Annotated in this window: 16 protein-coding genes and 1 tRNA gene; 9 read left to right on the top strand and 8 right to left on the bottom strand. The window is 42.0% G+C overall.

Translation table 11 applies throughout. The features are described from left to right. The first annotated feature begins 1 nt into the window (after position 1). Positions 2-757, top strand: a complete 756-nt coding sequence (locus HGO26_RS08315; protein ID WP_131523693.1) for an SDR family NAD(P)-dependent oxidoreductase — start codon at positions 2-4, stop codon at positions 755-757. Continuing rightward, positions 747-1,964, top strand: a complete 1,218-nt coding sequence (locus tag HGO26_RS08310) for an ATP-grasp domain-containing protein (protein ID WP_131523694.1) — start codon at positions 747-749, stop codon at positions 1,962-1,964. Before HGO26_RS08315 ends, HGO26_RS08310 begins: the two co-directional genes overlap by 11 nt. Before the next feature lie 60 nt (positions 1,965-2,024). On the opposite strand, the gene HGO26_RS08305 is transcribed toward HGO26_RS08310, so the two are convergent. The 5 genes from HGO26_RS08305 to HGO26_RS08285 all read right to left on the bottom strand — a co-directional run bounded on the left by HGO26_RS08305 (position 2,025) and on the right by HGO26_RS08285 (position 5,877). Further along, positions 2,025-2,885 (bottom strand): N-acetylneuraminate synthase family protein, encoded by an 861-nt coding sequence (locus tag HGO26_RS08305; protein WP_168824490.1) that lies wholly within the window; start codon positions 2,883-2,885, stop codon positions 2,025-2,027. A gap of 78 nt (positions 2,886-2,963) precedes the next feature. After that, positions 2,964-3,203: a hypothetical protein gene (locus tag HGO26_RS08300; protein WP_105251922.1), complete on the bottom strand. Its 240-nt coding sequence runs from the start codon at positions 3,201-3,203 to the stop codon at positions 2,964-2,966. Next, positions 3,200-4,528 (bottom strand): motility associated factor glycosyltransferase family protein, encoded by a 1,329-nt coding sequence (locus HGO26_RS08295; protein ID WP_168824488.1) that lies wholly within the window; start codon positions 4,526-4,528, stop codon positions 3,200-3,202. The genes HGO26_RS08300 and HGO26_RS08295 overlap by 4 nt, the downstream gene beginning before the upstream one ends. Positions 4,529-4,579: 51 nt before the next feature. Continuing rightward, positions 4,580-4,655 (bottom strand) — tRNA-Arg (locus HGO26_RS08290). A gap of 55 nt (positions 4,656-4,710) precedes the next feature. Beyond that, positions 4,711-5,877, bottom strand: coding sequence for a flagellar assembly protein FlgT (locus tag HGO26_RS08285; protein WP_168824486.1), 1,167 nt, complete (start codon positions 5,875-5,877; stop codon positions 4,711-4,713). A gap of 279 nt (positions 5,878-6,156) precedes the next feature. Between HGO26_RS08285 and HGO26_RS08280 the strand changes: the two genes are divergently transcribed. Together HGO26_RS08280 and HGO26_RS08275 are read left to right on the top strand one after the other, a co-directional pair. Further along, positions 6,157-6,789: a FlgO family outer membrane protein gene (locus HGO26_RS08280; protein WP_028761216.1), complete on the top strand. Its 633-nt coding sequence runs from the start codon at positions 6,157-6,159 to the stop codon at positions 6,787-6,789. Next, complete coding sequence (locus HGO26_RS08275) at positions 6,786-7,238, top strand: LPP20 family lipoprotein (RefSeq protein ID WP_168824484.1); 453 nt, start codon at positions 6,786-6,788, stop codon at positions 7,236-7,238. Before HGO26_RS08280 ends, HGO26_RS08275 begins: the two co-directional genes overlap by 4 nt. A 128-nt stretch (positions 7,239-7,366) precedes the next feature. Here the strand turns inward: HGO26_RS08275 and HGO26_RS08270 are convergent, their stop codons facing one another. The 3 genes from HGO26_RS08270 to flgA form a co-directional block, all read right to left on the bottom strand. Beyond that, entirely contained in the window at positions 7,367-7,792 is a 426-nt protein-coding gene (locus tag HGO26_RS08270; protein ID WP_168824482.1) for a flagella synthesis protein FlgN, read from the bottom strand. A 2-nt stretch (positions 7,793-7,794) separates the two neighbouring features. Beyond that, entirely contained in the window at positions 7,795-8,118 is a 324-nt protein-coding gene (gene flgM, locus HGO26_RS08265; protein WP_168824480.1) for a flagellar biosynthesis anti-sigma factor FlgM, read from the bottom strand. Between the two features lie 75 nt (positions 8,119-8,193). Beyond that, on the bottom strand, positions 8,194-8,901 hold the full coding sequence (gene flgA / locus HGO26_RS08260) for a flagellar basal body P-ring formation chaperone FlgA (RefSeq protein ID WP_028761212.1): 708 nt from the start codon (positions 8,899-8,901) through the stop codon (positions 8,194-8,196). 205 nt (positions 8,902-9,106) lie between these two features. Between flgA and HGO26_RS08255 the strand changes: the two genes are divergently transcribed. The 5 genes from HGO26_RS08255 (at position 9,107) to flgD (ending at position 12,729) form a co-directional block, all read left to right on the top strand. Continuing rightward, positions 9,107-10,027, top strand: a complete 921-nt coding sequence (locus HGO26_RS08255) for a chemotaxis protein CheV (RefSeq protein WP_028761211.1) — start codon at positions 9,107-9,109, stop codon at positions 10,025-10,027. 100 nt (positions 10,028-10,127) lie between these two features. Beyond that, on the top strand, positions 10,128-10,967 hold the full coding sequence (locus HGO26_RS08250) for a CheR family methyltransferase (RefSeq protein ID WP_168824478.1): 840 nt from the start codon (positions 10,128-10,130) through the stop codon (positions 10,965-10,967). A 143-nt stretch (positions 10,968-11,110) separates the two neighbouring features. Continuing rightward, on the top strand, positions 11,111-11,515 hold the full coding sequence (flgB, locus tag HGO26_RS08245; RefSeq protein ID WP_113939454.1) for a flagellar basal body rod protein FlgB: 405 nt from the start codon (positions 11,111-11,113) through the stop codon (positions 11,513-11,515). 2 nt (positions 11,516-11,517) lie between these two features. After that, positions 11,518-11,934 (top strand): flagellar basal body rod protein FlgC, encoded by a 417-nt coding sequence (gene flgC, locus HGO26_RS08240; RefSeq protein WP_006085646.1) that lies wholly within the window; start codon positions 11,518-11,520, stop codon positions 11,932-11,934. 24 nt (positions 11,935-11,958) lie between these two features. Further along, positions 11,959-12,729: a flagellar hook assembly protein FlgD gene (gene flgD / locus HGO26_RS08235; protein WP_168824475.1), complete on the top strand. Its 771-nt coding sequence runs from the start codon at positions 11,959-11,961 to the stop codon at positions 12,727-12,729. The last annotated feature ends 20 nt before the right edge of the window (positions 12,730-12,749 follow it).

The following is a 12,749-nucleotide window of genomic DNA, read 5'->3' as shown; positions in this document are numbered from 1 at the left end:
AGTGGGTAGACTCACAGGTAAAGTGGCGCTTATCACTGGTGCATCACGAGGGATCGGTGCAGGTATTGCTGAAGCTTTTGCCAGCGAAGGCGCTGATTTAATCATTAATTATCGTACAAATGATGAGGCGGCTTTTCGTGTTGTTAGTAAGCTTAAGAATTTGGGGCGTAAAGTGGTCGCGATCCGTGCTGATGTTTCTAAGCGAAGTGAGATCCAAAATTTGATACACCTAGCGCAGATTGAGTTCGGTCGCATTGATATTCTGGTAAACAATGCTGGTATTAACCAAAGAGGCTGGTTTGATGAAGTAACTGATGAGGCCTGGGATATGATAATGGGGACCAATCTCAAAGGCCCCTTTATGTGCTGCCAGGAAGTGTTTCCTTTGATGAAGGCTAATGGCGGCGGCAGAATTATCAATATTTCTTCTGTTGCTGGTCAGTATCATGGACCGAAGACTGTGCATTATGCGGTATCAAAGGCTGGGTTAAATAGCCTGACTAAAGTACTTGCACGTTATGGCGCTGAGTATAATGTTCTTGTTAATGCAGTGGCGCCAGGATTGGTTAGAACAGATCAAACTGCTGATGAAATAGATTCCCCTGCAGGAGCTAGAGTGCTAGATATGACTTTGTTGAAAAAAGCGGGAAGAATTGAAGATATTTCAAGTGCCTGCGTATTTTTAGCATCGGATGAACAACAATATATGACAGGGCAAATTCTTGCGGTTAGTGGAGGAGCAATTCTTGACAATTGAAGTAAAAAATCTCCTACTTTTAGGTGCGAGTGCCGATCAAGTTTTTGCCATCAAGACAGCAAAGGCGATGGGTTTGCATGTCATTGTTGTAGATGGGAATCCCAATTCTCCAGGATTTGCGCTTGCCGATCAGTATGCGATTGTCAGCACAAGAGATTTACCAGGGCTTAAAGCTTTTGTTGATCGATTACAAATAACTGTTCACGGTGTGGCGGTAATGGGTAGTGATATTTCTCAGTATGTATCTGCTCTTGCCGAGTATCTTTCAGTGCCTTGTATTCCTTTGGGAACTGCCCTGATTACAACAGATAAACTTCTTATGAAACAACATTTTGCTGAAAAAAATGTTGCTATCCCTTGGTTTTCTGCCGTTGAGAGTTTTGAGCATTTATGTATTCTGGTGGCCGAACGCGGTCTACCTTTAGTGCTAAAACCAGTAGATCGGTCTGGTGCCCGGGGAGTGTTTCTTTTGAAGGAGGGCATGGATATAGAAGCTTTATATCGGCGTTCAATAGAAGAATCGTTTAGTGGGCAGGTTATCATCGAAGAGTATCTACAAGGACCGCAGGTTAGTACCGAAACGCTTTTTTATCAAGGAAAAGGATATACTGCGGGATTTGTTGATCGTAACTATGAGATGTTGGATGTTTTTGCCCCCTATATTCTCGAAAATGGCGGTTGGCAACCAAGTCGTTTATCCAAATTACAGCGAATTGAAATCGAGAAACTTATTGATGATGTTGCTAAGGCATTAGATATTGAAAACGGAGTCATCAAAGGTGACATTGTTTATACTGAGACAGGAGCAAAGGTTATCGAGGTTGCAACTCGACTGAGCGGTGGTGATTTTTCTGAAAGTCTTGTTCCTTTGGGGCTGGGAATTAACTATGTACGCACTGCGTTAGAAATTGCACTGGATATTAAGCCTGACTTTGAGGCCTTAATCCCAAAACAAAATCAATTTGTTGCTAATCGATATTTTTTCCCTGAAAAAGGTCAACTCATTGGAATTCATGGAATTGAACAAGTTAAAATTCAGAGTTTTGTCAAAAAGCTAGAGTTTTTTATTAATGTAGGTGAAAAAATACAACCTATTTGTAGTCATGCGGATAGGGCTGGTGTTTTTATCGTCACAGCGGATTCTTTAGAAGAGCTAGAGAAGCGAGTATCGTGGGTTTACAAGACTATTAAGTTTGACATTAGCTAAAGCTATAACTAAACACCTTGTATGGTACTCGGTGTTTAGTTATGAACGGTGAATGATTGGCTAAAAATACGGCCTGATGTGTTTGAGTGGACGTAATCCATCAAGGGGATCCGCTCGCCATTCTCTATCTGAGGCTTCACTAGCAACAAATTGTTTTTCTGGTTTGCCATCAATCACATTGGCTAATTTTATACCTTGGATTACGGGTGCTATCTGTTGTGGCAGCCAACAATGTCCTGAAGCATATTCATCGCCTTTTTCATCTAAATCTAAATGAAACTCTATGACATCGGCTCGCCATTTGTGTACAGCTCGGTTAAGTACCGCACTAGAGACAGTATGATCAGACCAGCCAACGTTAACTTGATAGCGGTTTCTAAAGCTTTCTAATACCGCAAGATTACATTCATTCTCAGGAGTTGGGTATGCCGATACGCAATGGAGCAAGGTGATGTCTTTCGCGCCATTTTCTTTTAGCGTGAGTACCGCTTGATCTATCTCTTCTAAAGTAGCCATGCCAGTTGAAAGAACAACAGGTAATCCCGTTTTTGCACAGGCTACTAGTAGATCCGTCCATAACAATTCGTAGGAGGCAATCTTATAAAAATCGACATAGGGTTCAAGTTCTGCCACTGCATCTAAGTAGAATGGTGTACAAGAAAACTGAATGCCATATTTATCACAGCTTTGTTTTAATTCAGGCAAAAAACTGACTGGGAGCTCCCAATCTTTGCGCTTTCTATGCGTTTCACTTTTAGCCAGAATCTCGGGAGCGAAAAGTTGCTCTATTTGGAAAAGCTGAAACTTTACGGCATCGCAACCAATGTCTGCAGCAGTTTTGATAAACTCAATGCAACGCTGTAAGTCTCTATGATGGTTGCTGGAGACTTCAGCGATAAAAATAGGTGAATGTGTAGTCATAGTTACTCGCAAATGGCTCGGTATAGTCTATTAACGGCAAGTCTCTGGGAAGCTTGATGCCCTGTTTCTCTTGCTTTATCAGACGAGTTCTATTAGTTCATACTCTAAATAATCGGCAAGGCTTAACCAATCGTGTTGCTCTTGTGCCTGAAGCATAGCAGGCAATATTTGCTGAAAAGTCGAATTAAGGACAAGTTCTGGGCAGTTTTTTTCTATTTTATCAAGACATAACCGTAACTCTACTGAAGCCTTTGCTTCTTGACCTAGTCTAAATAAACCTGCCGTTTGCCGCAGTGAATCTTGTAGGCTTAAGCTCATAATATGAGGTCCTTATACTGAGAACCGCGAATTTTAGCGCCTGATAAACTCGCTTGGTAAAATTTTACATCTGGATGTTTAGCGATATAGCGTTCCAAGTGTCTGAGATATGCTCTTAGGTTTAGATCCGTCGCTATCCGCTGACCTTTGCCATTGATCAACCAGTGTTTCGCTTCCTTCACTTTCTGAATAATCGCATTAACCCATATTTGTTCTTTTATATCGTTTTGACCAAATTTGTGATCATTCCAGAACGCATGACTCTTGTTATTGCAATAACAAAAATCACACCCTAATAGGGTAATTTCTTTTGCCTTTAATTTGATCGCTAAATCAATTGCCGGATGAATGACGCTTCCACTCGTGAACAGTCTTAGTTTGGGATATCGAGAAGCGAGCTGGGCGTATATTTTACTGCCTCCATAGGCAATAAATCTTTGGCCTAACCAAGCATTAAGTACCATTGGATCAACCCGGGGAAAATAAACAAGATTGATGTTATGAGTCGAGGCTAGCGGTAAATGGTATTCACCTATCAATCCGTCAATGCAGATCACAATATCTGGTTTTATATTATTGTGAAGTAAACCACGTAATGCAGTATCGGCCGCTATGATTAGTGGCCTATGGGAACTTGAACTAATTTGTTGCAGATAATCATAATGCTCTTCTAAAGAAGGACCCGAGCCAATCACGATAGCTTTATAGCTACTATGACTATTTATTAAGCTCGCAGCATCAGGATCGTGAGTAATATAAAGTTGGTTATCCTCGAAGCGTTTTAATATTGCAGGATCATCAGACTGATGTCGTTGATTAGAGAACTCACGATTGAGCTCCATGACTAATAAGTCTCTAAGAGTCGCATTTTCATCACTGACAAGAGTGAGATCTGGCGTAATTGCAATATTAGGAAAATTTAACTTTGCGCTTGGAAGCGCCGTTAAATTAATGTTTGGATGCTTTAACCATTCGCTTTGATCTGTGTAACTAATGAGGAGGGCAAAAACGCTGAGGTTTAAAATGCAAACATCAATTGAAAGATACTGTGGATTATCGATAAGTAAACTTGGTACATCTCCCATCCCGACACCGTAGACGGTTACGTGAGTTGCATCTGCAGGTAATGTACTGATAAAGAGCCGTGCTTCGGCGATGCGGTCATGACGGCTGCTGAGTTGAATACCATTAACACTGATAGTTTGATTGCGACCGTTGACAAGGTGAGCATCTAATTCATTGATGGTTTGGCTTTTGACCGCAGCGGCCACTATAGGCCAACGCTTAACGATAATATTGAGATTAGACGCAAATAGCTCGGTCATTCCGTTTCTCCGGAAGATTTCTGGGAGTTTGATATCACCAAGGTCACTATCTGGTCTCTCCACAGGGACTCGAACCCCGATCGGCCGCTTAGGAGGCGGCTGCTCTATCCTGTTGAGCTATGAAGAGACGACAGTGATTATACTGGTTTTATCTTTGATTAAAAGGCTTAAGATTTAGTTGCTTAAATCTTAAGCGCTATGTCGTTTATCTGTACATTGTAGGCGGCATTTTGGTCTACAAGTACTGCGGTGGCGCTTTCTTCGCTTACTTGCTCAATTTTTACCGTTGCACGACTTTTGGTCGCGACGGCGCGCATTTCATTGAGTCTATCGGGTAAGTTTTGTTTTAATACTACTTGGAATTTATCACCGACACGAATGCCATGTTTACGGCCTAGATTTAATATAATCCTGTCTGCTTGTCGGCTAACGACTTGGCCAAGTAATGGCCTGCAATTAAGTGTGCTGTCTAAATCTCGGGTAGCTTGCAATATTAATTGAGTAATACTTTTTCCATAGGAGGAACGCCAGAATCTATTACTGTTGGGAGCAATGATAGCCTGTTCTTCAAATTCCCATGGGGCCGATGTGCTGTAGCTTTTGCTCCAGACCTCTTCGCCACTGATCCCATGATAGAGGCTGAGTTTGAATTGAAATTGCCTTAGCGGAGCTTCATCCCAAAATCCTAAGAAGGTGGGTTGTACAGGCTCTATCGATATATCAATGATCTGCGGTTGAAGAATATATTGGCTGTCGGTAATTTCACTGAGCCAGCTTGGGAGTCGATAACCGCGAATATCCACTAGGTCTTGTTCAATATCGAGTCGCTCGTTAGCATGGATGTGACTAAAGCCAGTTGAAGAGTAATCTTCTATAGTGTTCCCTAACGCCTCTGAAATGACCTCTTCAAAGCCTGAAAGTTGTCCATATCTAAGCTGAGAACGATCTTTTATTTGTGTTTGAGGTATTAAAATAGCGGCCTTTAATTGGCCATTAGGACACTGTTGTGTTGGATCATCATTTAGATCGAGGCGTAGGGATACATATATTTTATTTCCCTGAATTTGTTCACTAACGAGTTGGATGTTTATGGCTTGGGCGTTGCGATTTATCGCAAAGTTATTTTGTGTGAGGTTACCATTAGAGGTTTGTTGCTCGCTGGATATTTGAATACCTGTGCTTAATGTCGCATAGCTAACAGCTTGATTAATTGCTTCTTCCCTTGCTTGAGCTGTATTACCATTGATAATAGTTGCTTCTCCGCTGGCTTCTATCCATTCGGCTCTGGTGGGCAAAGAAAGTAGTAAAAGGCTCAAAATGATGAGCGAAGCTGAACCTGGTATGTGCATCAATTCAATCCTTATCGCTAGGCTAATGGCGATATTACCAATCGAGCCAGTTTTCTGACTCTTAATCTAATATGACAATAAAGCAAATTTCGTGCCTGAGTATGATAACTTTTGATAAAGTTTCCATTGTTACAGTCGATATACTGTGTAATAGAAGAATATTGTCGGACTGAGGTTAATATTGGTCCGAAGATTGCTGGTTTTGTTACTAATTAAAAATTTGAAGCTTAGAAAGTGAGTCACTTGACTGTCAATGCACCCATAGATGAGGTAAATCCAATGCTAAAGCGTGTGATTATTCCCTTAACATTGATAATGTTAGGTGGATGTGTAGCTAAACCGGTTACGCCGCCCAAACCGAGTTTAGTGGATGGCAATGGGTTGCCGCCAACGGCAGTGATTAACCATTTAGCACAGCGAATAGTGACTGAGCTCGTTAAGCAAAATGATGCTTTGCGTTCTGATCAACCTATCGTAGTTGCAACACCAGTATTAGTGGGCGATTTAAATGGCACTAATGCGTTAGCGCAACAGTTACAGCAAGGATTAATGACGTCGCTCCATAGTTTTCAGTTTAATGTGGTGGATTTAAACTTAGCTGATGGCTTGAGAGTCACATCTGACGGGGATTTTATTTTGACGCGAGATTGGCAAAAATTGTCGAAAGATCTTCCTGTTGAGCATCTTGTCGTTTCGACTATGAGCGTAGTAACCAATGGTATGGCGATCAATACTCGGATTGTGAACATTAGTAACAATCGTGTGGTATCGGCATCTCAAACTTTTGTGACTCAAAAAGAGTTGGCAAACTACATGCAGCCTTCGGAGCAAATTGTGTCACAAAATGGCATTTTATATCGTCAGGCGAGTCCGGGCATGAATGAAGTACGTGTCTTAGGAGATGGAAAATGAAACACTACCTTTTATTACTTATCACGGGGCTAATGCTAACTGGCTGCGCTGCTAAAGATAGATATGTGCAATGGGAAGATGTGCCGCCGCCGAGTTTTCCTAAGTTAACGGCTATAGGATATGCGCCCTTAGCGACTCAACCGGCTAAAGAGCAATCACAAAGAGTGTTGATGGCTATGCAGGCATCAAAAATTGTGGCTTATCGTGAATTAGCGGAACAAGTTTATGGGCAGAAAATAACGGCAAACAGCAGTGTCAGTGATTGGATGTTGACGGACGATAATGTCAAAGCGTCAGTTTCTGGCGTGATCCGCGGTGCACGAGTCGTTAAGAGTTATCCAGCAGGTGAGCATTATGTCACTGAGTTAGAACTTGATTTTTCACAGGTTTGGGCGCTTTATCAACAACAGTACCGTCCACAACGAGTGAAGGAAGTGACGTATTTCTAGCGTTTTTGAGAGTATGTTCAACAGCATGTATTGAGCCGCGTATTTACGCGGCTTTTCTTTTTTGTACAAGACATTAATATCTAATCAGAGCTTAGAAAAGGGAATGCTAAGTGGGAGTGATGCGCTTGTTAGGCCTTTAAATCATTGCCTAAACTTGAGATAGTCGAGGTCTTGCCTTTATCGTTATAGGTGAGGCTGGAGGCGTTTCTGCTGGCTTGTAAAGCTTGAGCAAAGCGATTTAAACTCGCTAAATTCATCTCAATTAAACTGGCATTTTGTTCGTTTAATTCTTTGCATTCAGTCAATGCGTCTTTGATCTCAGCCATTTTATGCACGAGTTCGACTTGCTGAGTGAGTAGCGATTTATCACTGTTATTTGCCAGAATATCATCATTAGTCTTTAGTTCTTTCAGACATTGCGATTTTTCGTTAGCAAGGGAAAGCAGTAAATCGGCGTTTTGGTCAACCAAAGCGCCTTTTTCCTTGAGTATGATTTGCTTAAGAACAGCCAAATGGGCGTGTTGTAGATCTACCAGTTTAGCTATTTCAGTCATAGTTACTCTTTATTTAAGTCATTAAGTTCGGCTTCAAAACTTGCAATATTGGCAGCCAACTTTTCAGGGTCAATTTTATAGCGACCTTCGGCAATAGCTTGTTTGATTTCGGCTACTTTCTTTTGATCAACTTCAGGAAGGCTAGCCATTTTAGTCTGAGCTCCTTGAAGTTGTTGTGCCTGGGCCGTAATGACCACTGAGTCGCTTCTTTGTGGTGTTGTCGATTTTGTAGCAACTTGAGCAGATTGATCGCTGCTCGCTTTCGTTGCGCCTGAACGAACTTGCGCAGTCGTTGCTGTGTTGAGTTTGCTAATATCAATTGCCATTTTAGGCTCCAGCGTCGTGTGTACGGGATTTCTTAACTGGGGTATCGGCAGCTTACAAAAAAGCTTTAGATTATTTTACATTCTTACTTCAACTTCGCCAATGCCTGTGACTATAGCATCTAGTTCTTTGTTTGAACTGCTATTTTTGACTCTGATCCGATCACCTTTATTGCCATCTTGTAGGGCTTCTCCCACTGTTTTGAGCTCGAATGAGCCAGAACGAACGTAGATAGATACCGAATCATTTTTACAAACGAAGCATAAGTTGTTGCTTAATATGGGATTATCTTTTGCTACTCGTCGTTTTACTCGCACACCAGCCAATTTACTCGGGTCATCGAATTCGGCACCTCTCAAGCTATTTTGTTCAATGTAACGGACTTCTACTTGACTAGGAGAGATGAGTTCGCCTGGTGCTAAGATTTCGGTTGAGACAACAACGGGGAATAAGATATCCACCCGAACCGAGATATAGATTTGCCAAGGGTAAGCTAAGTCTTGCGTATCACAGCTGACTTTTAAGGTGTTATTACGGCTAATTTCCCTATCGCTAGCCAGTTCAACTTTCATTGGAGACGAACATTGTGACGGCAGCATTCTTGCGTCAACCATCTGTGGCGAAATATTTACTTTGGCATTTTCTGGAACGGATATTTTTTCTGAAATAAGCGCTTTAGCTAATTCTGAGATTGCCGATACGGTGGGGACAATAGGCTCTGCACTCGCAAAAGCGGGCATGAAGAGGGTGAAAAGACTAAAAAAACAGACTAAATTTACTTTCATAATGAAGAGACTAGCTTGTAACGCCAGAATGCACCTATACTTTTATTAAGTTCGAAGCTGACCACTGTAATAATAATTTGCATCACTGTCAGAAGATTGACTCAGTTTCGACTATGTTTATCGATAGATAAGACGTAAGCAATTAATATGCCTATACTCAACTGAGTTATAGGGCCGAACATAAACAGAACAACAAGGCAGAGTTATGTCGAGTATTCTTGATTCAGTCAACAAACGAACCCAGCTCGTTGGACAAAACCGTTTAGAATTGCTGCTTTTTAAATTAAACGGTCGTCAACGGTTTGGGATTAACGTGTTTAAGGTGAAAGAAGTACTGCAGTGTCCACCACTGACCACTTTGCCTAAACTTAATCCTTATGTGAAGGGTGTTGCTCATATTCGTGGAACAACCATTTCAGTGATTGATTTGAGTGCGGCAACAGGGGGAAAACCTTTAGCGAGCACTGAAAACTGTTTCATCATTATTTCTGAATATAACCGCAGTGTTCAAGGCTTCTTGGTCAGTTCTGTTGAGCGGATCATCAACATGAATTGGGAAGCGATTATGCCTCCGCCGCAAGGTGCTGGCCGTTATTCTTATCTGACAGCTGTGACTGAAATTGAAGGTGAATTAGTTGAAATTCTCGATGTGGAAAAAATCTTAGATGAGATTTCACCAGTTAAAACGGCTATCAGTGAAGAAGCCAATGAAAAACTGACCCTCGATAGAACTCAGCATTATCATATTATGGTTATTGATGATTCTGCCGTGGCGCGTAAACAAATTATTCGTTCACTCGAGTCATTGAATTTACAAATTGATACCGCAAAAGATGGTCGCGAAGCATTAGACAAGCTTAAAGAGATCGCCAAAGAGATGGATAATGTGGCCGATGAGATCCCCCTCATAATCTCTGATATTGAGATGCCTGAAATGGATGGCTACACTCTGACCGCTGAAATCCGAGATGATCCTAAGCTTAAGCATATTAAAGTGGTACTGCATACTTCGTTAAGTGGTGTATTCAATCAGGCAATGGTTCAAAAAGTGGGGGCTAATGACTTTATCGCTAAGTTTAATCCCGACGAACTGGCTGCTGCTGTGAATAAGCATTTAAGTTTGTAATTGCTGTAGGTTAGTACCTAGATACGCTTTACGCTATAATCTCGACTTTATAACATGATGGTTTCGCACTGATTTTGGTGCTTGCTATAGGATTTAGGATGTGAATGTGCCAAATAAATCACTCGCTGAGGCTGAATATAATCAATTTAGGTTGTTCTTAGAGCAACACAGCGGCATCGTACTGGGTGAAAATAAGCAATATCTTGTGCGCAGTCGTCTTGCTCCTTTGATGGGCAAATATAACCTGCCATCCTTATCTGATGTGGTTAAGCATTCGATGAAGCCTACTGAGCGTGCGCTCAGAGCTGAAGTGATCGATGCTATGACGACCAATGAAACCCTTTGGTTCCGTGATCGTTATCCATTTGAGTTGTTGAATAATGTCCTACTACCTGAATACAGTCGTCTGGGGCGTCCGCTCAAAATTTGGTCTGCGGCTTGCTCGTCAGGCCAAGAGCCATACTCATTGGCTATGACTATTCTTGAGTATCAACAGAAGAAGCCTGGTGCCTTGGCTGGTAGTGCTTCGATTCAAGCAACGGATCTATCTCCTTCCATGTTAGAACGCTGCAAAAATGCCGAGTACGATAGTTTGGCATTAGCGCGTGGTTTATCTGAAGAACGTAAGCGTCAGTTTTTTGATGCATTACCTTCAGGTAATATGAAGTTAAAGGATAATGTGAAGCGGTTGGTGAACTTTAGAGCGCATAATTTGCTTGAGAGTTATAGTCTGCTTGGCAAGTTCGACATTATCTTTTGCCGCAATGTGCTGATTTATTTTGCACCAGAGGCAAAGGCAAAAATTTTGCGGCAATTCGCTGCCGCTCTCAATCCCAAAGGGATTTTATTTCTCGGTGCATCAGAATCTATCGCTGGTTTAACGGACGAGTTTGATATGGTTCGTTGTAACCCTGGCATTTATTACCAGAAAAAGACTTAACTCAGCCGCTCTAAAGAAAATTACCGACAATTGTCGGTAATTTTTTACCCATCACTTACTCATCCTTGTTGTTATTCTCAAAATTTTCCTGATGTTGGCACATGAATTGCTTTATTTTCGTGAGAACACGAGGAGGCAATTTTATGGCGATCAATTTTGATAATGCACTGGGTGTGCATCAATACACTCTCGGTATTAGAGCGCAGCGGGCTGAAGTCATTTCAAGCAATATCGCTAACGCAGATACGCCACATTACAAAGCCCGCGATGTTGATTTTTCTGCGGCAATGCAGGCCGCTCGAGGCCAACAGCAGCAGCGAAATAGTCTTGAAATGCAAGAGCCAGATAAGCATTTTGGGCTTGCGGAGTTGACTGGGCAATTTGTTAAGTTCCGTGTGCCAAATCAACCCGATACCGGTGATGGTAATACTGTTGATATCCAACAGGAACAATCGGCATTCATGCAAAATGCACTTGAATATCAAATGTCGCTAGGTTTTTTAGATAGTAAGTTTAGTGGCATGAAGAAAGCGTTGAGAGGGGATTAATCATGAGTTTATTTAGCATATTTGATGTTGCTGGCTCGGGAATGTCTGCTCAATCGGTCAGGCTAAACACCACCGCGAGCAACATAGCCAACGCGGATTCCGTCTCGAGTAGTGTAGATAAGACCTATCGTTCCCGTCATCCCATTTTTGAAGCCGAAATGGCTAAAGCCCAAAGTCAGCAACAAGCTTCTCAAGGCGTTGCAGTAAAAGGCATTGTAGAAAGTGATAAACCACTACTGAAAGAATACTCGCCCGATCATCCTATGGCGGATGCGGACGGCTTTATTTATAAACCGAATGTTAATGTCATGGAAGAAATGGCAGATATGATTTCTGCTTCGCGCTCATATCAAATGAATGTTCAAGTCGCTGAAGCAGCTAAGTCTATGCTGCAACAAACACTTGGGATGGGTAAATAACATGTGTTACTTAGGAGGTAAGCTGTGAGCCTCATTAATCAAATTAACCAAGCGTCGGCGCAGACGGCTCAAAATAAGAGTCAGCCAAATGCCGTTACGACGAATTCATCAACCAGCTCAACGGGTAATCCGTTTCTTGATGGCATACGTTTGCCAAAAGATTCAATAGTACCGGAAGCAAAAAGCCAGCAGTTAACTCAAGATGACTTTTTCTCGTTATTAAGCCAACAGTTATCGATGCAAGATCCCTTTAAGCCCGTCGACAACGACCAAATGATTGCGCAGATGGCATCATTCTCGACGGTTGATGGTATTACTAAGTTGAATAAGGAAATCGTTAATTTAAACGGTGTTATGACATCAAGCCAAGCATTACAGGCATCAGGACTTGTTGGTCGCAAGGTATTGATCCCAACTGATACAGGTAACATTTCAGCTGAAAGCCCAACAATAAAAGGTGTGATTAGCACGCCAGCTAAAATTCCTGAAGTTACTGTACGTGTTGAGGATGAGAAAGGCCAAGTTGTGACCACCTTTAAAGTTGATGGCAGTAAGGGGGGCAATGTCGATGTTAACTGGGATGGCCTCGATAAAGATGGAAACCCTGTAACCGCAGGTAACTATACGATCAAGGCGAGTGGTTTAGTGGATGGGAAATCCCAAGAATTGCCAGTCTCGACCTATGCTCATGTGACCAGCGTTTCTCTCGGTACGGCCAGTACTGGCGCGATTCTTAACTTGAGAGGCGGTATGGGCATCAAGTTAACCGATGTGTTAGCTGTGTCTGAAACCTAAGTTTGCCTAAAAGAATTTTT

Origin of the sequence: Shewanella oncorhynchi (genome assembly GCF_012584455.1) — a bacterium.
Classification (GTDB): domain Bacteria; phylum Pseudomonadota; class Gammaproteobacteria; order Enterobacterales; family Shewanellaceae; genus Shewanella; species Shewanella oncorhynchi.
Note: the sequence above shows the minus strand (reverse complement) of the source record. Positions and strands in the feature narration are given on the sequence as shown.